The 21017-nt window shown below is 64.7% G+C and carries 10 protein-coding genes; 7 read left to right on the forward strand and 3 right to left on the reverse strand.

Annotated features, from left to right (window positions below):
• Positions 1 to 2166: T9SS type A sorting domain-containing protein (locus WC326_00005; GenBank protein ID MFA7329431.1), on the forward strand; the 2166-nt coding region annotated here is incomplete at its 5' end.
• Position 2167: 1 nt separating this feature from the next.
• Here WC326_00005 and WC326_00010 read toward each other — a convergent pair.
• Positions 2168 to 3361, reverse strand: coding sequence for a site-specific integrase (locus WC326_00010; protein ID MFA7329432.1), 1194 nt, complete (start codon positions 3359 to 3361; stop codon positions 2168 to 2170).
• Positions 3362 to 4067: 706 nt separating this feature from the next.
• Between WC326_00010 and WC326_00015 the strand changes: the two genes are divergently transcribed.
• From WC326_00015 to WC326_00025, 3 genes are all read left to right on the forward strand, one after another.
• Positions 4068 to 5267: an SUMF1/EgtB/PvdO family nonheme iron enzyme gene (locus tag WC326_00015; protein ID MFA7329433.1), complete on the forward strand. Its 1200-nt coding sequence runs from the start codon at positions 4068 to 4070 to the stop codon at positions 5265 to 5267.
• A gap of 457 nt (positions 5268 to 5724) precedes the next feature.
• On the forward strand, positions 5725 to 8043 hold the full coding sequence (locus WC326_00020) for a glycosyltransferase (GenBank protein MFA7329434.1): 2319 nt from the start codon (positions 5725 to 5727) through the stop codon (positions 8041 to 8043).
• Positions 8040 to 9707: a methyltransferase gene (locus WC326_00025; protein MFA7329435.1), complete on the forward strand. Its 1668-nt coding sequence runs from the start codon at positions 8040 to 8042 to the stop codon at positions 9705 to 9707. Before WC326_00020 ends, WC326_00025 begins: the two co-directional genes overlap by 4 nt.
• A 237-nt stretch (positions 9708 to 9944) precedes the next feature.
• On the opposite strand, the gene WC326_00030 is transcribed toward WC326_00025, so the two are convergent.
• Positions 9945 to 10952, reverse strand: coding sequence for an aldo/keto reductase (locus WC326_00030; protein MFA7329436.1), 1008 nt, complete (start codon positions 10950 to 10952; stop codon positions 9945 to 9947).
• A 259-nt stretch (positions 10953 to 11211) separates the two neighbouring features.
• Between WC326_00030 and WC326_00035 the strand changes: the two genes are divergently transcribed.
• Positions 11212 to 12552, forward strand: coding sequence for a FlgD immunoglobulin-like domain containing protein (locus WC326_00035; protein MFA7329437.1), 1341 nt, complete (start codon positions 11212 to 11214; stop codon positions 12550 to 12552).
• A 159-nt stretch (positions 12553 to 12711) separates the two neighbouring features.
• Complete coding sequence (locus WC326_00040; GenBank protein ID MFA7329438.1) at positions 12712 to 14853, forward strand: hypothetical protein; 2142 nt, start codon at positions 12712 to 12714, stop codon at positions 14851 to 14853.
• A 34-nt stretch (positions 14854 to 14887) separates the two neighbouring features.
• Here WC326_00040 and WC326_00045 read toward each other — a convergent pair whose 3' ends face one another.
• Entirely contained in the window at positions 14888 to 15544 is a 657-nt protein-coding gene (locus WC326_00045) for a DUF4395 domain-containing protein (protein ID MFA7329439.1), read from the reverse strand.
• Positions 15545 to 15828: 284 nt separating this feature from the next.
• Here WC326_00045 and WC326_00050 point away from each other — a divergent pair, with 284 nt between their 5' ends.
• The gene (locus tag WC326_00050) at positions 15829 to 21012 is read left to right on the forward strand and encodes a right-handed parallel beta-helix repeat-containing protein (protein ID MFA7329440.1); all 5184 of its coding nucleotides are present in this window, start codon (positions 15829 to 15831) and stop codon (positions 21010 to 21012) included.
• The last annotated feature ends 5 nt before the right edge of the window (positions 21013 to 21017 follow it).

Below are 21017 nucleotides of genomic sequence, written 5' to 3' on the forward strand. Positions count from 1 at the left end.
TATGGCGGTGGTATGTACTCCACCGGTCCAGCCATTCTTGTGGTGCGTCACGTTACCTTTGAAGAGAACACCAATATCTACGGTGGGTCGGGCCTTATGGCTTTTGATATTCATGCTGTACACTTGGATCATATTCGTCTCCGAAACAACTCGGCTTCCTCAGGTAAGGTGATTGCGGCAGTGACGCAAAGTGTAGCCACGTTGCGCAATCTTCATGTTCGTGAGCCTCAATCAAGTCCAATTCTGACCTTGACGGCACGAGACACGACCATCGCAAGTGATATTGTGATCGAGAATCAGAATGTAGAGACCCGTATATCCATTGGCACCAATAACCCTTGGGGTATCGGCTATGTAAGGGTTCGTGATATCTACTTCCGCAACAATACATGGCGCACGAGCCCCATGTCGACCATTTCCAGTTCATCGTACCTGCATGCACGCAACATAGTGTGTACAGATAACCATCAATGGGGAACAGACTTCACTGACGATGATTATTCGAGAGGAGTGGAGTTAAGCGCCAGTAGTATTGCTGATGTTGATAGTTTGTTTTTTTTACGAAACAGGGCCACTGTTGCCCGGTGTGCGGGTGGTGGAGCAACAGCACCAAATTGTTTGGTTCAACATGTGACGGTGGAAGATTGCGCAATTGGTGATAGCAACTATGTCGGAGTACAAGTCTTCAACGATTACAATGCCCTTTTCTTGGTCACACCCGGAGAACTGCGCCACTCGACATTTCGCCGCAACCGTTTCACTTATGCACCGCACCCATCTGATCCCGATCCCTCCAGCACATTTCATCACGTATTGCTCCGGCAAAAGGTTGGGGAGGGGTCTCCCGGCAACGCGTTGGTGGACTGCGTGTTCGAAAACAACGAAGTCATTGACCTGCGGGACTACAGCACCATTACCCGCCCCATCGAGGGCGTGCAGGGTTGGGGCATCCAGGTGGATTCCTACAATCGTCGTAGCTACCAGATGCGAAATTGCATCTTTCGCAACAATCGGTATCGGAACCTGAACCCTGAGTATCCTTGGCGGGACAATAGCACGGATGAGTACTGGGTCGATACAAACATCGGCAGTTTCTTGTACTTCGATCTGGAACTCTATGACAGTTCCACATTTTCTATCCAAAACTGCCTGTTTGAAGGAAACGACGAGGGAGGGGTCGCTGTGGGTCACCACCCCGTTGACGGAGGTAGCGATAACTTCGTCGTCGAGAATACCGTGTTCCGCAATCTATCCCGCAGAGCCCTGTACTTCCGGGGCATTCGCAGTCGGATCACCAATTGCCTGTTTGACGGGATCCATTCGTACTTGCCCACATCAACCGAATCCGAGCAAGTGGCCTTTGCCGCGAATACCGGCGACACCACCTATGTTCGCAACAGCGTGTTCATGAACTGCAATCTGCCCGGCTTGGTGCTTCCTGGTGCCTCATGGTTCGATTGGGGAGAATACGGTGAGTCCGGGCGCATCGTGTTCGATGGCTGTCTGTTCTGGAACAACACCGTGGACCAGTTTGAAGCGGAACCATCGGGCTGGTACTTGTTGCCCGACGCGCCCATTGATCTGCTTCCCCTGCCTGGCGTGTACCGCCACAGTTTGCTTCCCGAACCCATGGCCCTGCAAAGCAATTGTCTGGTGGATGTGGATCCCCAGTTCGACTCACTGCTTGGCGCACCCTTCCTGTCGGCGGCATCGCCCTGCGTGGACGCGGGCAACCCCGGCCCCGAGTTCGAGGACCCGGAGGATCCGGCCGTGCCGGGCATGGCGCTCTTTCCCGCCCTGGGCACTCGGCGCAACGACATGGGCTTGTTCGGGGGGCCCTTGGCCGTCCAGACCGACACGGCGTGGGTGGCGCTCCCGGCCTGGACCGCGCAGGCCCGTCCCACAGGCTTCCATCTGGGTGCGCCCTGGCCCAACCCTTTCAATCCCGTGACACAGATTCCCCTCACCCTGGAACGTCCCTTTCCGGTTCGCATAAGCGTGCACAACCTGCTGGGTCAAGAGGTGGCTGTGCTGACGAATGGGATACTGCCCGCTGGCACCCATGTGTTGCCATTTCACGCCGGGCGATTGGCCAGTGGCATCTACGTCGTGCAGCTGGAGGCGGGTGGCAGGACCGAGAGCCGAACCATTACCCTGCTGCGCTGATTCAGGCCCGCGACTCAGCCCTCTTAGTCGATTCGGTTTCCACGCAGGCCAGAATAGCCGCGGTCGCCCGTTCCAGGCTCTCCCTTACCGGACCCGTAGCCAGGCGGGCATAGATCTCTGTCGTGGCTTTCGATTCATGCCCCAGGGTCTTTTGGATCACCTCCAGCGGTGTGCCTGTATCGATCTGGAAGGAGGCCAGGCTGCGGCGCAGGTCGTGCATGCGCAGGCTGGTGAGGCCAGCCCGGGCCAGGACGCGCCCCCAGCCAACGTTGGGGTTGCTCATGTGCCCGCTCTTGGGCGCCCGGGCCCCGGGTCGACCCGGGAACACGAAGGGCCCCGTCACAAACTGCTGACGCTCTTGCAGGAGCTCCAGCGCGCGGCGGGCCAGCACGACTGTCAGCTCGCGGCCGTTCTTGGATTCCGCCGCGGGCACGGTCCACAGGGCGCGGCTGAAGGAGATCTGTTCCCAGCGCAGTGTGAGCAGGTTCTGCTTGCGTGCTCCCGTCAGGAGGGCGAGCAGGATGAAGTCCCGCACATCGCGGTTGGGTTCTTCACGCAGGGCTTGGAAGAAGGCCGGCAGCTCCTCGGTGAAGAGCCGGCGCGTGCGGGCCTCCTCCCGGTAGAGCGTGATCCCCCGGGCCGGATTGGGCAGGTCCAGTTCATGCTCGCGAATGGCCCGGTTGATGGCCGCCCGCAGAAAGGCCAGGATGCGATTGGCCGACGGCCGGCCGTGACGCTGGCCCAGCAGTTTGTGCAGGGCCGTCACTTCCTTGCGCCGCACGCCGCTCAGGAGACGGGCCCCTGCCCAAGCCCCCAGGTGCATGGACACATGCCGCTCGTAGTCCGTGACGGTGCTGGGGGAGAGGTGGTCGCGGGCGTAGTCGAGATACTCGTGCAGGGCATCGCGCAGGAGCAGGGGCTTCTCGCGCACGGGTTCCGGCTCCTCGCCCAGGGTGAGGCGTGTGACAAATTCCGCGGCCAGGGCACGAGCCTTGGGAATGGACAGCTCGTGCAGGCTGCCCAGCCGCTGCACGACCTTGCCGCGGCCATGGCGCTTGACCACGTAGAAGGACTTGCCGCCCGAGGGCGTGACTTGCACGGCCAGGGCCGGCACCTGGTCGTCGTGGATGAACTCGCGGGTCTTGTGGGTGGTCAATTCTTCCAAGCCCTGGACCGTGAATCGAAAGCGTCGCACACCGCCTCCTGCTGGTTTTGGAGACCCGCGCTGGCCTACGGGCCGGCTGGATCTCGGTGCTGGGTGGGCCGGCGTTGACGCCCAAGTCCGTTGCACCGCCGTTGCACACTCTTTTGTGACACGGCGGGATCGGGCGAGACGAACGACCCGCTGAAGTGTGCGATGAAGGCCTTGAAAGTCAAAGGGATCGTGAGGGATTGTGATCCAAATCGATCACACAGGATGCGGGACTGCATGCTTCTCTTAATCAGTTGGTTCGGGGTTCAAGTCCCTGTTGGAGCATTTGAGTATCAAAGGGTTCCGCCACAAACGGGACCCTTTCTTTTTGACCGGTCCCACCCCAGTCCCACCCGCTTGATCCCACCGCTGCCGTCCCACCAATCGTGATGGTGGGACGAGTGGCCGAAGAGGGTGTGCGGCGTTCTGGCGAGTCTGGCCAGCGCGGTTGGCTGCAGAGAACTCGGCGGAGAGCCCCACGCTTGACTCTCAGAAGCTCTCCCCGTTGTGGTGACAATTGGTGAGTCAGACTCCAGTCGCAGCCAGCAACTGCATTCTCGCCCTGTCAGAGAATTGACTTGGGGATACAAGGCTGAGGCGCTACAATCCGGAAGTTCGTTGTCTCCAAGCCAGCACTCGTTTTCGTTCTGATGGATAGGTCCTTGTTGATCCATGGGAGGCTTTTCGGATTGGGACAACAGGAGACGCCATGAGTGCCATTGTCACCTTCCTTACTGGCTTGCTTGGCTCGCTTACGCTGGCCTTCGCTTTGGAAGCCCCAGTCGTGGGCATCTCCGCAATTGCCGGTCTCGACAGCGTGTACGTCAACCTCAACTGGAGTCCTGTTCCAGGGGCGACCAGTTACAGCGTGTACTATCAGCCGCGTTTGGCTGAACCAGCCACGCTCCTCGGGAAAACGCGGGCAGCATCTTTTTTAACCGCTGTCCCAAACGGATGGACGTGGTATCAACAACCTGATGTTCTGGGTTTCTACTCTGTTGCTTCTGACAGCGCCGCCATGATCCTGATTCCCGCCGGTCAGTTCATCATGGGCCAAGCTGGTGTGGCCATGCCAGAGCACTCAGTGACCCTGACGCACAGCTTCCTATTGGGGCGCACTGAAGTGACCAACGCACAGTTTTTGGAAGCCTTGAACTGGGCCTTGGCGCAAGGTCTAGTTTCTGTGGTGGGAGATTTTGTCCAGCAGTATGACGTGAACTTGCTGAGGATCAACGATCCCGGATACGACTATTGTGAGATACGCTACAACACTGACACGCAGCAATTCTATCTGCAGTCAGGGACATTCAATAGCGGAGACTGGGGTCCGGGGTTTGCCTTTCCCACAGGGTACGACCCGGCGAATCAACCGGTGATGTGGGTTTCCTGGTACGGCGCGGCCTGCTATTGCGATTGGCTGAGCCTGATGGCAGGGTTGCCCGCCTACTACAGCGGCTGGTGGACGAACACGAACAGCCCCTACACAGCCACGGGCTACCGTTTGCCCACCGAGGCGGAGTGGGAGTTCGCGGCACAGCACGATGACGAACGAACCTATCCCTGGGGTGCGTCCGCACCCACCTGCACGCTGGCGAACTACAACAACGACTCCTACTGCGTAGGCTGGACAGGCCCAGTAAGTACGCACCCGACCGGTGCATCCGGCCAAGGATTACAGGACATGGCAGGAAACTTGTGGGAGTGGTGCAATGACTGGGATGGGACATACAGTGGCAGCCCGCAGATTGACCCGGTGGTGCCCTACAACGGCCTCCCCTTTCGCGTCTTAAGGGGCGGCAGCTGGCGAGACGACGCGTGGGGACTTCAGTCAGCCGCGCACGGCACATGTAGCAGCCCATCGAACACAAGCCACATCATCGGTTTCCGTCTCTGCAGTACACTCCAATGACCCAATGGACTTAATCCTCCTACCCATTGAGTTAGCGGCTACGACTTCATCAAAATGAGGGCTCGAAAGAACCAAGACAACACCCTGCTGACTAAGACTTCCACTGTACCCACCGGGTGCACGCCTTGCTCCAGGCGACCTCTGCAATCTGCTGAGGGGATGGTGGTCCGAGTTAGCATCATCAAGGAGCAAACGAATGACTCTGCACCACGCCTCGCAGCCGGCACGAAGGGATCGCGCCGGCATCCTCAGACCAGCACTCCCGCTTGATCCCCGCTCATGTGTCACGTCGTCATCCGATGGAGCAGGTTCGAGTTCGCTTGTCTCGATGCAAGATCCTCAAGCCAGCTCAACACGGTTAAGCCAGCCTCGTCCTGGAGAAGTGGGCCAGTGGCAGCCCTCGCATGATGGCAGACAAGGTGGGCTGCGAGTTCTTCAGGTCATCCACGGCTACCCTATGAGGTACAACGCTGGATCTGAGGTCTACACACAAACCCTCTGTCATGGACTCGCCGATCGGCACGAGGTGCATGTTTTCACGCGCGAGGAGGATTCATTCGCGCCAGACTTCCGCCTGCGGCTCGAACATGATGCGGACGATCCAAGGATCACGCTCCACGTCATAAACAACGCCCGCAATAAGGACCGCTACCGAGAAGTGGGAATTGACCAGCGCTTCTCGGAAGTGCTTGATCGCGTCCAGCCCGATGTCGTGCACATCCAGCACTTGAATCACCTCTCGACATCACTACTAGTCGAGGCCGCCGCGCGGTCCATCCCCATGGTTTTCACGCTGCATGACTACTGGCTCTTGTGCCCGCGGGGACAGTTCATGCAGATGTTTCCGCAAGACCCGAATGTGCTTTGGGCTTCCTGCGAGGGACAGGAGGACCGCAAGTGCGCAGAGCGGTGCTACGCCCGCTACTTCAGCGGCGCTCCGGGGGAGCGAGATACTGACCTGGACCACTGGGCCGGCTGGGTCGGACGCCGGATGCGCCATGTGCGGGAGATGGTCGAGCTGGTAGACCTTTTCGTGGCGCCGACGCGCTATCTCTTCGATCGGCATCGCCAAGGACTGGACCTGCCCGAGAGCAAGCTGGTCTATCTTGACTATGGTTTCGATCTCCCGCGCTTTGGCGGTCGGATGCGTGATCCGGACGAGCCCTTCACATTCGGCTACATCGGCACGCACATCCCGGCGAAGGGTATCCAAGACCTCATTCGCGCATTTGGCAGGCTTGCTGGCGAACCACGCATGCGCATCTGGGGCCGACCGCGGGGGCAGGAGACAGAGTCACTCATGGCTCTTGTCCAACAGCTTCCTGATGGTGTGGCCGAGCGTGTGGAGTGGCACCCTGAGTATCGCAACCAGGACATTGTCCGCGATGTGCTCAATCGGGTGGACGCCATTGTCGTCCCTTCGGTGTGGCTCGAGAACTCACCGCTCGTCATCCACGAGGCTCAGCAGGCGCGGGTTCCAGTCATCACTGCCGACGTGGGAGGCATGGCGGAGCTTGTCGGCCACGAGGTCAACGGCCTGCAATTCGAGTATCGATCGCACAAGTCGCTTGCCAAGCAAATGCAACGACTCGTTGATGATCCCGCCTTGGCGACTCGTCTTGGGGCGCGTGGACACATGCTCAGCAAAAGTGGAGACGTGCCGGCAATCCAGGATCACGTCCGGGAGATGGAGAGCATCTATCAGCGCGTGCTCGAGAGACGGGACAGTGCCCGGGTGCAAGCCGACCAATGGCCATGGCGCGTGACCTTTGACACGAATCCCGACACCTGTAACCTGCACTGCGTAATGTGCGAAGAGCACTCTCTCCACAGCCCCCTCCAGAATGCTCGGAGGGCCGAAGGGAGGGCGCGGCGTCTGATGTCCTTCGATCTCATTCGCCGCGTCGTGGAGGAAGGGGCACACAGGGGACTTCGCGAGATCATCCCATCCACAATGGGTGAGCCCCTACTCTATGATCATTTCGAGGAGGTTCTCGCGCTGTGCGCGAAACACAAGATTCAGCTCAATCTCACGACCAATGGGAGCTTCCCTGGCTTGGGGGCCAAGGAGTGGGCCAAGCGCATCGTGCCGGTCACGTCAGATGTCAAGATCTCCTGGAATGGCGCCACGAAGATGACCCAGGAGGCGATCATGAGCGGCTCGAACTGGGAGAGGAATCTCGACAATGTCCGGACCTTTGTTGCTGTCCGAGATAGACACGCCGCTACGGGTGGTAATCGGTGTCGGGTGACCTTTCAACTCACCTTTCTGGAGACCAACATCGGCGAGCTGGCGGATATCATTCGCCTGGCCGGCGAACTGGGAGTGGATCGCGTCAAGGGACACCATGTGTGGACGCACTTCAACGAGATCAAAGAGCAGTCGCTGCGCCGCAATCCAGACTCGATGCGTCGCTGGAACCGTGCGGTCCTAGCGGCCCGGGAAGCTGCCGCCGAGTGCCTCCTGCCGAATGGCAGGCACATTCTTCTCGAGAACTTCCACCTGTTACAGGAAGGCGCGACCGGTGATGAAGTGCCAACGGGTCCTTGCGTGTTTCTTGGACGGGAGGCGTGGGTGAGCACAGAGGGACGATTTGATCCCTGCTGCGCGCCTGATGCTCAGAGGAGGACACTGGGCGAGTTTGGGAATCTCAACGAGGGGAGCCTGCAGCAAGTCTGGCAGGGTGAGTCCTACCAGCGACTTCTTGCCACTTATCGAAGCCGATCCCTCTGCCTGGGTTGCAACATGCGAAAGCCCGCGGAGGTGAAACCATGACTTGGAAAACCACCAGTCCGGCGCCAGACAACACACATCATGTCCGCGGAAGCAATCCGCTTTACGCCGAACGCTTCGATCAAGTGCTCGCCTTCCACGAGCCAGGACTGGCCCCCGTTCGACAGGGCAATGAGGCCTGGCACATCTGCCTCGACGGAAAGGCGGCCTACCAGCGGAGATTCCAGCGGACCTTCGGTTTCTACCAGGGGCTGGCGGCCGTGGAGTCCTCTGATGGGTGGCATCACATTCGTCCGGATGGTGCGAATGCCTATGTCTCGCGCTTTGATTGGTGCGGCAACTTTCAGTGTGGTCACTGCGCAGTCCGTGAACACTCGGGCCGTTACTTCCACGTCACACCCGAGGGGCAGCCTGCCTACCCGGCCCGCTGGCGCTACGCGGGTGACTACCGCGATGGTATCGCAGTCGTGCAAGCCGACGATGGGCGCTCCACCCACATCAACACGTTGGGAGTACTCGCCCACGGGGTCTGGTTTCTTGATCTCGACGTGTTCCACAAGGGCTATGCCCGGGCCCGCGATGAAGAAGGTTGGACCCACGTCGATGCGCGAGGCTGTCCTGGCTACGCCAGGCGCTTCGCTGCGGTGGAGCCCTTCTACAATGGACAGGCCCGCGTCGAGCGCTTCGACGGCGGACTCGAGGTGATCGATGAGGCGGGGCAAACCATAGTTGAGTTGCGGCCCCCACTGCTGAGCGCGTTTGCATCCGTGTCCCGCGATCTGGTGGGGTTCTGGCGCACACAGGCGATTTGCGCTGGCGTCGAGTTGGGTGTATTCGATGCATTGCCCCGCAGCGCCGAAGACCTTGCTTGTCTGCTTGGTCTCGATGCAGTCCGTGTTCGTCGATTGCTTCTTGCCTTCGCCGAGCTTCGTCTCACGATAAAAGTGGGTGAAGAATGGCGGACGACTGAGCGCGGTGAGTATCTAAGAGTCGCGCATCCCCTGACGCTTGCTGGTGCCGCTGTGGAGTATGGCCGCTACCTCTCACGGCTCTGGGAGTGGCTCCCGAGCGCCATGCGAGCAGATAGTGAGTGGCGGGCGCCCGACATCTTCTCGGATGTTGCCACCGATCCCCGACGTTCGACAATCCACCATCGGATGCTTGCCAGTTACGCGCTCCACGATTACGAAGCGGTCCCTGCCGCCCTGGGGCTGTGTGGGGACGAGCGGGTCATTGATGCAGGAGGCGGACTTGGGGTGTTGGCCTCGCTGCTTGTCAAGACACATCCATCGTTGCGGGTCACGGTTCTCGACCGGCCCGAAGTCATCGAGCAGGCAATGCGACAGGAGCGACAGCACCTGTTGGAGTTTCGGTCGGTCAACCTCTTCCAACCGTGGGACGCAGAAGGTGACGCTGTCGTGATGGCGCGTGTTCTACACGATTGGGATGATCCACAGGCCTTGCGGTTGCTCAGCCAAGCTCGCGGCGCTCTGTCGAGCGGTGGCAGGTTGTTCGTGGTTGAGATGCTCGTGCCAGAAGGCGGGGTGGCTGGCAGCCTGTGTGACCTGCACTTGCTCATGGCAACGGGAGGACGGGAGAGGACTGCCAAAGAGTACGAAGCCCTTCTGGAGGAGGCGGGTTTTTCCTTTGCGGGCATCCGGCGGATCGCCGCACTGCCGTCAATCATCATGGGGGTGGCGCGATGAGCACCATTGTTTGGCGCATTCCGCCATCCATGCAGCGCTGGCTTGAAGAAGCGCCGCCCAGCGCAGCGGTAGCCGTACTACTGCGCCACTCAGTTCGTGGTAATCTTCCACACGGCGACGCTGGGTGACCTGCCCCCGGTGTTTGTACCACTCGATGAGTTAGGCCACGGCCCCAATGGGCGGTAGCCGAATTGTCTCCGGCGCTGGTGGCCGGTAGCCCAGGGAGATGACCTGCCCCTAGCGGCCGGTCATCCGCTCCAAGGTCTCCGGGTAGCGTGCGCCCACAACGTCCAGGCGGGCCAGCGCCTCGTCGATGGCACCCAGCATCCCGGCATCCAGCTGCAGGTCCGCCGCGCCCAGGTTCTCGCGCAAGCGGGTTGGGTGGGTCGTGCCGGGAATGGGCACGATCCAGGGCTTGCGGGCCAGCAGCCAGGCCAGCGCCACCTGGCCCGGCGTCGCATTCACCTGCGTGCCGAGGCGGGTCAGCGTTTCAACCAGGGCCTGGTTGGCGGCCAGCGCCGCGGGCGCGAAGCGGGGCAGCCGGGCGCGGAAGTCCCCCGGGGCAAAGGTGGCGTCCGCGCCCAACGCACCGGTGAGAAAGCCCCGGCCCAGCGGGCTGTAGGGCACGAAACCGATCCCCAGCTCCTCCAGCAGCGGCAGGATCTCCACCTCGGGCGCGCGGTGCCAGAGCGAATACTCGCTCTGCAGGGCCGTCACCGGCTGCACGGCGTGGGCGCGGCGAATGGTCGCGGCGCCCGCCTCGGAGAGGCCGAAGTGGCGGACCTTGCCCTGCCGGATCAGCTCGCCCACGGCGCCGGCCACCTCCTCGATGGGGACGGCGGGATCGACGCGGTGATGGTAGAACAGGTCGAGGGTCTCCACGCGCAGGCGCCTGAGCGAGTCCTCCGCCACCTGGCGGATGCGCTCCGGGCGGCTGTCCAGGCCCGGCAGGCCGGTCACGCCGCGCGGGTCACGGCCGGGCGAGAGGTCGAAGCCGAACTTGGTGGCGATCACCACCCGGCCCCGGAAGGGCTCCAGGGCCTGGCCCAGCAGCTCTTCGTTGAGGAAGGGGCCGTAGACCTCGGCCGTGTCGAAGAAGCTGACCCCCCGCTCCACCGCTTGCCGGAGCAGGGCCGTCATCTCACCCGTGTCACGGGGCTGTCCGTACGAGTAGCTCATCCCCATGCAGCCCAGCCCCAGCGCGGAGACCTCCAGGCCGCTGGATCCCAAGTATCGTGCGTTCATCCGAGTCTCCTTGCTTCGGGTTGGATCGCCAGCTCCCGCCGGGCCGCCCCGGGCAATGGATGGACGGGCCGCCTTGCAGGAACTTCGATTTTTCGAGCCAGGAACTCAGCCCTCCGCCCGCTGGGAAGTGCAATCTTGCCGCCGAGTCCGGGTGCGGGGCCGCCCCCAGCTGCGGCGACCACAGAGAAACGAAGTCCGGCGCCGCGCCCATCCCCTTGCGGCGAGAGCGTTGTCAAGTGATCAGGATGTGAGCCGATCAATGCGTCTGCTACTCCTCATGCTGCTGCTCGGGGCCGCGCGCGCGGAGGCCTGCTCCTTCGTCGCCGTGCTGGGCCGGGAGGGGGCGCGGCTGGCCGAGCTGGACGCGGACGCCTCTCGCTTCTACGACTTTCTGCAGGAGCACGCCGCGCCGCCCAACGACGACGGCTACGGCCTGCTCTATTACAGCAAGCCGCTGGTGGACCCGGACCAACAATTCTACGCCACGGGCGCGCAGGTCTGGTACCGCCACAACGACGGGGGCGCCCTGGAGGCGGCCCTGGCGGCCGTCCGCGACCCCGCCAACGGGGCGCTCCTGGCATTGGGCCACGCCCGCAACGGCAGCGGCGGCGCGGGGAGCCACCCCTTCACCTTCGACTGGGGCGGCCGGACCTACGCCTTCATGCACAACGGGGATCTCAGCGACGGCTCGTCCGCCGGCCTGAAGGAGGCGCTGCTGCACGGCTTGATCCAGTCCGGCTGGTTCGTCGACCTGCCGCCCGCCCGCTGGAGCAATTGGCAGGGCGATCCGCAGGACGTGGACAGCTGGATCGACAGCGAGCTGCTGTTCCACTATCTCATGGCGGCCATCCGCGCGGCGGACGGCGACGTGCTGGCCGGGCTGCGCGAGGCCCTGAACAACGAGGACTACCACGGCTACAACGTCCGCGCAGACCTCGTCGCGGACGACCCCGGGGCCGGTCCGGGCAGCATCATCAATTTCGTGCTGACCGACGGCCGCTCGCTGTTCGCGTACAAGAACGCCCTGCCCAGCGACGAGCACCACGAGCTCGCCTACCGGCTCTTCGACAGCGGCCTGGCCGGCGTTCTCACGGACAACGAACCCGGCTCCCGGGCGCTGAACCCCTACGAACTGGTGACGATCCCCGTCGCTGGCGGTCCGGTCCGCCACGACGACCTGTCCGCCGAACCGGCACGCCGCGTGGACCCCGGTATCGCCCGCCAAACGCCCGACGATGGCTGGGGTTGGCCGCCTCGCAAGGGGGAGTCGGACGCGCCCTGGTCCGTGGCCCAATCGGCGGACGCCACACCGGCCCACCCGCCGGCCTTCGTTCTGCTCCCGGCGCGGCCGAACCCCTGCAATCCCAGCACGACGATCCGCCTGCGGCTCAGCGAGGCGGAGGATCTCCGCGTGGCCATCTTCGATCTGCGCGGGCGCCGGATCGCCACCCTCTTCGCTGGGACGTTGCCGGCCGGCGAACACGAATTGCCCTGGAACGGACGGTCGGACGCGGGCCGGCCTGCCGCCAGCGGCCTCTACACCTGTGTCGCCAGCAGCCGCCGGGCGGTCCACAGCGAGAAGCTCCTGCTGCTGCAGTAGCCTTGGCGCCCCTCGCGCCGGGGTGCGGCCATCGCCAGAGGGCCGCTGGGAGCCCCCGGGCCGACCTGGGTTCGTCGCCCTTCCTGCCTTGCCCGGGCCATCCGGCTACCCTAGTTTGGCCACCCAGTACCACAGCGTCAACACGAACGGAAACACCCCATGCTGTCTTCTCGCTTCCCTTGTCGGGTGAGGACGGGCCTCGCGTGCCTGCTCGCCCTCCTGTGGCTCGGCGGCCGCGCCGGCCTTGCCGCCTCCATCCAGTTGGCCGCCGCGGACCGGGAGCGGGTGACCAGCGGCATTCTGTTGGACCTGAGCCCGGACCTGGCCGGCGCCGCGCACTACGACGGGCGTCAGGAAATTCCGCCCGCCTCGTCCGCGCTGTTCCGGCAGCTCGTCTTCCAGCTCAACCGCGCCAGCGTGAACGGCGCGGAACGCATCCTGCCGGCCCGGCTGCGCGAAGTGGCCCAGGCGGCCAGGCAGCAGTCGCTCATCCCGCTGGCGCTGCTGGACATGGACGTCCAACGCGTGACGGCCGAGGCCGTGGAGCAGGGCCGGGCGCGGGTCGACGGGGGAGAGCTGCGGCTGCTGGATCCCGCCGCGCTGGAGAGCGGCCGGCTCTTCGCGGCCGCGGCGCTGGTGGATCACAGCGGCCAGGGCCATGCCGTCACCTTCCAACTGCCCGAGGGGGAGCGCTGGATCAGCAACCGGGCGGAAGCGCCGCTCCGACTGGAGTGGGATTTCGCGGACGGGTCCGGGTTTGTGTCACGGGAGCCGGGCGAGCGGGTGGTGGTGGCCTACGCCAGCACGGGCAGGAAAACCCTGCGCCTGCGGGCCACCTGGGCGGACGGGGACACGCGGGAGACCCGCCTGGCTTTCACGGTCAACCGGCTGCTCACGCCGGAACCCAGTGCGGTCTGGAGCTTGTCCTCGGCCTATCCCTACCAGGGTGCGGCGGCCAGCGGGACCGCCTACCTCTACTTGGCGCCGGGCCACACGGAGCTGACGCGCCCCGTGCTGCTCTGCGAGGGTTTCGACATGGACAACACCATGTTCTGGGAGGAACTCTACGAACTGGGCAACCAGCAGGGGCTGGTGGACAGCCTGCTCCAACAGGGCTTTGACCTGGTGGTGCTGAACTTCAGCGAATCCACCGACTACATCCAGCGCAACGGCCTGCTGCTGGCGACGCTGCTGGAGCAGATCAACAGCCTCCTGCCCGCGGGGGAGCGCTATCCGCTCATCGGCGCCAGCATGGGCGGGCTGGTCTCGCGCTACGCCCTGGCCTGGCTGGAGCAGCAGGGCGTCGATCCCCGGGTGCGGACCTTCCTCTCCTTCGACTCTCCGCAGGCGGGCGCCAACATCCCGCTCAGCCTCCAGCACTGGCTGGACTTCTTCGCGGAGGAGGCGGAGGAGGCCGCGCATTTCCGTTCCCGACTGCAGACGCCGGCGGCCCGCCAGATGCTGCTGGTGATGGCCCAGTCTCCGCCGAACCCCACCCCGGCGGCCGATCCCCTGCGCCAGGTGCTGCTGGACGAGCTGGCCGCGCTGGGCGACTACCCCGTCGGGCCGCGCCTGGTGGCGGTGGCCAACGGCAGCGGGACGGGCCTCCACCAGGGCTTTGCCGCCGGCCAGCAGATCATCCGCTACGAGTACCGCAGCTGGCTGGTGGACATCGACGGCAACTGCTGGTCCCTGGGCGACCACACGCCGCAGACGATTTTCCGCGGCGAGATCAATCAAATCTGGCCCTTCCCGGACCGCAGCCAGACCGTCTCCATCAGCGGCGCGCCACCCTGGGACAACGCCCCCGGCGGCTACCGCAACACCATGGTCCAGCTGGACCAGAGCGCCGTGCCCTACGGGGACATCCTCGCGCTGCACGCCAACCACTGTTTCATCCCCACCACCAGCGCGCTGGGGCTGGTGACGGACGCGCCCTTCCGGCAGATCGAAGGCGCGCCGGACCTCTATTCGTTGACGCCCTTCGACGCGCTCTACTATCCGCTGGGCGGGAACGAGGACCACGTCTCCATCAGTCCGGAGTCGCTCTGGTGGTTCCTGGGGGAGATCGTGCCGGAACTTCCCGCGCCGGAACTGTCGATCCAGCTCGGGGAGGAGGGCCTCCAGCTGAGCTGGACCGCGGTGCCCCTGGCCCGCAGCTACCGGCTCCAGCAGACGGCGGACCCGGCCCACTGGCCCGCGGAGTTCATCAGCACCGCGGGTCTGGGCTGGAGCGTGAGCGAGCTGGATCCGCGCATGTTCTACCGGGTGACGGCTTCCCTGGAGGTGGCCGGGCCGTAGGACAGGCCAGCCGTCTCAGGCATCGCGCGGACGGCTACTCCGCCGCGCGGGCCACTTCGCTCAGGCCGAAGAGATCGAAGGGCGGCTCGCGCAGCTGATCATGGAAGAGCCAGCCCACCGCCAGCAGCCAGCCGGCGAAGGCCAGCACCAGCGCCCAGTGGGCGCGTCCTGTGTGCTGCGCGGGGTGGCGTTCATGGGGCGTGCAGACTTCGCCCGGGCAATGCTGGGCGCGCTCCTTGAAGGCGAGGTTGTAGAACAGGCAACCCAGGCAGATGCCGAAGGCCGCCTCGAAGAACAGGAACACCAGGCAGACGAGGCAGATGATCCCCGTGATCGGGCTGAAGGAGTTGACGACCACCTGCAGCCCCAGCATCACGCTCGCCAGCCCTGCGCCGATCCACCAGGCGAACTGCTTCTGCCGCGCGCCCACCCACTCGGGCACCTGGTTGCGCACGATCCAGCGGCCGAGGATCAGCGTCGGCGCCCAGCGTGGCGAGACCAGCAGGCGCAGCAGGATGTCGCTGAGGAAGCCGATCACCGCGTACTTGAGCGGCGTGAACTGGTGGCCGAAGGCCGCCATCCCGATGGTCACGAACATGGTCAGAAAGAGCAGTCCGGCCGCGGCGCGGATCTCCCGCTCGTTGAGCACGTCGATCGCGTAGCCGTCCACCTGTTCGCCGAAGCGTGCCATGCCTTCTCCTTTTCAAGGTCCCGTTGTGTCGGCCCAACGTCGGGAAGCCCGGGAAGATTCTCCTGCGGCCCACCCCCCGCCCCGGCGCTCCGACTCGTCCTCCGGTCCGCGCCGGGCCCGCCCCAAAATCGCGATGCCGGAGCGAAGTAGACGCGGGGCTTGTCGGAACTAAAACCGGTTCAGGTGGCCGCGGGCACGTCGCTGAGGACCCCGCGAATGCCACACTTCTTTCCGTAACACACACGCCATCACACAAGCACAATTCGATAGAAGCGGGGGATCCGATGCACACACCGCGCAATTTTTGGCTGGCAGCCCTGGGCGCGCTGCTGGCGCAGGCCCTGACGGCGGGCGCCACGAACATCTCCGGCACCATCGCCGCCAACACCACCCTGGACCTGGCGGGCTCGCCCTGGCACGTCACGGCCGCCGTCACGGTCAATCCCGGCGTCACCCTCACCATCAACGCGGGGGTGAGCGTGATCTTCGACGGCAACTTTTCCATGGTCTTCAACGGCGCCCTGCAGTCGAACGGCACAGCCGGCTCGCGGGTGACCATCGCCGGGCCCGCCAGCACGCCCGGCCAGTGGCAGGCCCTGCGCTTCCTGGGGGCGACGCCCTCCACCCTGCAATACACGGACATCTCCGGGGGCGGCTCCTCGGCCTCCTACGGCGCCGTCCAGGCCAGCGGGTCCACCGTCAACCTGCAGCAGTGCACGATCCAGCAGAGCGCCACGGACGGCCTGCTGCTCGCCAGCGGCGCGGCGGTCAACGCCCAGAACCTGAGCGTGCTCTCCTGCAACCGGCCCGTGCACTTGTCCACGGGCGACGTCGCGCTGGATCTGACGGGCACGGTCAGCCTGGCCTCCAACACCCTGCCGCAGATCTACTGCTCCTTCAGCAGCCTGACGGCCAACCTGACCCTGGATGCGGCGGACGTGGCCTACCACTTTCCCAATTCGGTCACGGTGCCCGCCACGCGCAGCCTGGTGCTGAACCCGGGCGTGGCCCTCAAGCTGGGCGGCTCGCGCAGCATCGTCGTCGACGGCAGTTTCCAATCCAACGGCACGGCGCTGAATCCCAACCTGATCACCAGCATCACCGACGACAACCTCTTCGGCGATTCCAACGGCGACGGCTCCGCCACCAGCCCGGCGGCGGGCAACTGGGCGTCGATCCAGTTCAACGACGGCTCGCTGGACGCCTCCTGCGTCCTGGCGCACACGACGGTGCGCTTCGGCAACAGCGCGCTCTACCTGGTCAACGCGGGTCCGACCATCAGCTTCTGCACGCTGAGCAACTCGCACTACCCCGTCCACATGACGGGAACCTCGGCGCCCACCATCGCCAACTGCAGTTTCGCCGTGGCCACCAACACGCCCATCTACATGAGCCTCTCGGCCAACCCGGTGATGACGGCCAACGATTTCTCCACCTCCAACAACGGCTACGACGCCATCGGCATCATCGGTGAGACACTGGCCGCGGACGGCCACCTGCCGCAGCGCAGTTTCAGCAGCGTGCCCAACGTGACCTACTTGTGCTACGGCAACGTGACCGTGCCCGCGGGGCGCACCCTGACCATCGACGCGGGCGTCGTGGTGAAGTTCAACAGCTACTACAACGGCCTGACCGTCAACGGCACCCTGCTGGTCAACGGCAGCCCGGCCGAGCCGGTGACCATCACCTCCGCCAAGGACGACCTCTTCGGCAACCCGGCGGACACCAACAACGACGGCAGCATCACGGCGCCGGACGACGCGGACTGGCGCGGCGTCTTCATCCAGGACGGCACGGCCAACCTGAGCTGGACCAACCTGCGCTACGCGGGCGGTTCCTGGCACATCTACTACGACGGCTACTACCGCTCCGCCGCGCTGATGCTGCACAACTCCGCCGGCACGCTCAGCCACCTGGACTTCTACACCAACGGCGCCCACGGCCTGCTGGTGTCCGGCAATTCGGCGCCGGGCGTGGACGCCTGCTCCTTCGCCAACCACGACCGCACGCCCATCTGCATGTCCGTGGCCTCGAACCCGAGCTTCTCGAACATCGTCTTCGGCAACAACACCAACACGGCCCTGGGCCTGATGGGCGAAGGTCTGGGCACCAGCAGCACCGTCAGCCCGCGCGCCCTGGCCGGCTACGCCAACATCACCTATCTGCTGGAAGAGGATTTGACAGTGGAGTCCGGCACCCAGCTCAGTTTCGATCCCGGCGTGGTGTTGAAGTTCCTCTCGGCCAGCGTGGACATCCACGTGGCGGGCGGCCTGGACGCCGTCGGCACGCTGACGGAGCCCGTCGTCTTCACCTCGCTCAAGGACGACAACGCCGGTCAGCCGGGGGACACCAACAACAACGGCAACGGCGACAACCCGACGGCCGCGGACTGGGGCAGCCTGAACTTCCTGCCCAGCGCCGACGACGTGAACTGCCTGCTGGAGCGCTGCCAGATCCTCTACGGCGGCTCTTATGCCGACGGCGCCGTGCGCTGCGAGGCCAGCGGGCCTTCCATCCAGCACTGCCTGTTCTCGGCCTGCTACTACGGGGTCTCGGCGCGCGGCAACTCCACGCCCCTGGTGGACGACTGCACGATCCAGAACTGCACGTCCACGCCCATCTACATGAGCGTGACTTCCGACCCCGTCCTGGACTTCAACAACGTCTTCAGCAACAACGGCTACTTCGCCCTGGGCATCATCAGCGAGCCGCTCAGCCAGGTGGCCGTGCTGGAGCAGCGCGACGTGGCCGGCGTGGTGAACTTCACCTACCTCTTCCTCAACACCTTCACCATCGACGTGGGCGGCAGCCTGATCCTGGAGGAGGGCGTGACCGCCAAGTTCCTCACCTACGGCGGCATCGTCGTCCACGGCATCCTCAACTCCATCGGCAGCGCGGGCAATCCCGTCGTGCTGACCAGCGTGCGCGACGACGCCGTGGGCGGCGACACCAACGGCGACGGCTCGGCCACCAGCCCGGCCGTGGGCAACTGGGGCATCCTGCGCTACGACGAGGACAGCGACAGCGAGAACAGCCTGCTCGAGCACACGATCATCCGCTTCGGCTGCAACACCGGCTACTGGCGCGGCCAGATCACGCTGAACACGGCCAGCCCGGTCATCCGCAACTGCGAGATCACCAATGTCCACTGGGGCCTGGAGCTGCGCGGAGACTCCCGGCCGGAGTTCCACGACAACACCTTGGTCAACGTGACCCGCACGCCCGTCTATCTCTCGGTGCTGGCCAACCCCGTCTTCGCGGACAACCAGCTCTTCAACACGGGCGTCGCGGCCATCGAGCTGGTGCCCGAGACCATCAGCGTGGACAAGCAGATCCTGCCGCGGGACTTCGGCGGCTACACGAACATCAGCTATCACCTGGCCGGCAACCTCATCGTGAACACCACCACGCACCTCGACATCGCGCCCGGGGTGGTGCTGAAGTCGCTGGGCGGCACGCTCACGGTCAACGGTTCGCTGGGCATCGAGGGCGCGATCCTGACCAGTCTGCGCGACGACAGCGTGGGCAATCCGCTGGACACGGAGAACGACGGCAACGCCAGCACGCCGGCGGCGGGCAATTGGAGTGGAATCGATTTCCAGGACATCGCGGCGGACGGGGCCTGCCTGCTGGAGGACGTCGTCGTGAACTACGCCAGCGAGGCCGTCGAGTGCGTCAGCGCCGCCCCCACGCTGACGAACTGCGTCTTCGAGCACAACACCTACGGCCTCTTCCTCAACGGGAATTCGCCCGCCGTCCTGCACAACCTGCTCATCGACCACTCCACGACGGCGACGGTCAAGCAGTCGCTGGTGACGGACGCCGACTACCTAGACACGACCTTCGGGCCGGACAACCGCTACAACGGCGTCTACATCAAGGGCGAGACCCTGGCGCAGAACATCACCATGCGCCGCGAGAGCGCGGCCAACCTGGAGAACCTGGTCTACATCCTGGGCGAGAACCTGGCCGTGGGCTCCAGCTCGATCATGAGCATCGAGCCCGGCGTGGTGCTGAAGTCGATCTCCGGGCGCAGCATCATCGTCTACAAGGGCCTGCAGGCCGCGGGCGGAGCGGACCCCGACCAGCAGATCGTCTTCACCTACATCGAGGACGACTTCTACGGCGGCGACACCAACACGGACGGCAACGCCACGGCGCCCGTGACCGGCGAGTCGAGCTTCACCCTGTACTTCTACAACGAGAGCTGGGACGCGCTCTGCAGCCTGGAACACTGCGTCTTCGCCTGGGGCGGCAGCGGCAGCACGCGCGGCATGGTGGAGATCCAAACGGCCAGCCCGACCCTCAGCCACTGCGTGTTCCGCGACGGCAACACGGGCGTCTCGTGCACGGGCAGCTCGGCGCCCGTCTTCAGCGACTGCGACTTCTACCGCAACGCCCAGCGCGGCCTGGTCAACAGCAATCCGGCGCTCCCCATCAACGCCGAGGACTGCTGGTGGGGCGACGCGAGCGGCCCGCTGGACGCCAGCGACGACACGGGCTCCGGCGGCCTCTACAATCCCCTGGGCGCGGGCGACGCCGTCAGCAACTACGTCGACTACCAGCCCTGGGCGGGCTCCCTGCTGCACCCCGTGCTGGGCGACGTGAGCCTGAACGGCGAGGTGCAGGCCTTCGACGCCTCGCTGATCCTGGCCTGGCTGGCGGATCCCGTGGCCAATCCGCTGGACGCCGCTCAATTGGCTCTGGCGGACGTGACCGCCGCGGGCGGCGTGAACGCCGTGGACGCCCACTACATCCTGCAGTGGGTGGTGGGCGCGGAGACCACCTTCCCCGGCGAGTTGAACGACTATCCGGGCGAGCCCTTCGATCCGGCGAGCGAACTCAGCGCCTCCGTCGCCGCCGGCGGCGCGGGCGAATGGTGGGTGAGCTTCCGGCTTGAGGGCGAGAACCAGCTGCGCGGGTTCCAGCTGGAGGCGGCCTTCCCGCCGAACTCGCTGGAGGTGCTGGACGTGCAAACTGACGGCGCCACGCCCTTCGCCACCACTTGGCGCGTCACGGACGGTCTGCTGCGAGTGGCGCTGGCCGCGCAGACCGCGCCGCTCCCGGGCGGTCTGGAGCTGCGCGTGCGGGTGGGTGGAGTCGATCCGCCGGCCCTGGTCGCGCGCCGCTTCGTGGTCAACGACCAGCCCTTCGAGCTGGAGTCGACGGCGCTGGTCGCGACCCTGCCCGCGCAGTTCCGGCTGCATCCCGCGGCGCCCAATCCCTTCAATCCAACCACGCACCTGCGGCTGGACCTGCCCCAGGCCGAGCGCGTCCGCGTGCGGGTCCATAACATCGCCGGACAGCTGGTGCGGGAGATCTACCAGGGCGTGTTGCCGGCCGGCAGCCATGCGCTGCGCTGGGACGGCGACACGGCCGCCGGCACGGGCGCGGCCAGTGGCGTGTATCTGCTGACGGTGGACGGCGCGCGCCATCGGGCCGTGCAACGCATCACCCTGCTGAAGTAAGGAGC

It is taken from the genome of Candidatus Delongbacteria bacterium (genome assembly GCA_041675285.1).
Lineage (GTDB): Bacteria > CAIWAD01 > CAIWAD01 > CAIWAD01 > CAIWAD01 > CAIWAD01.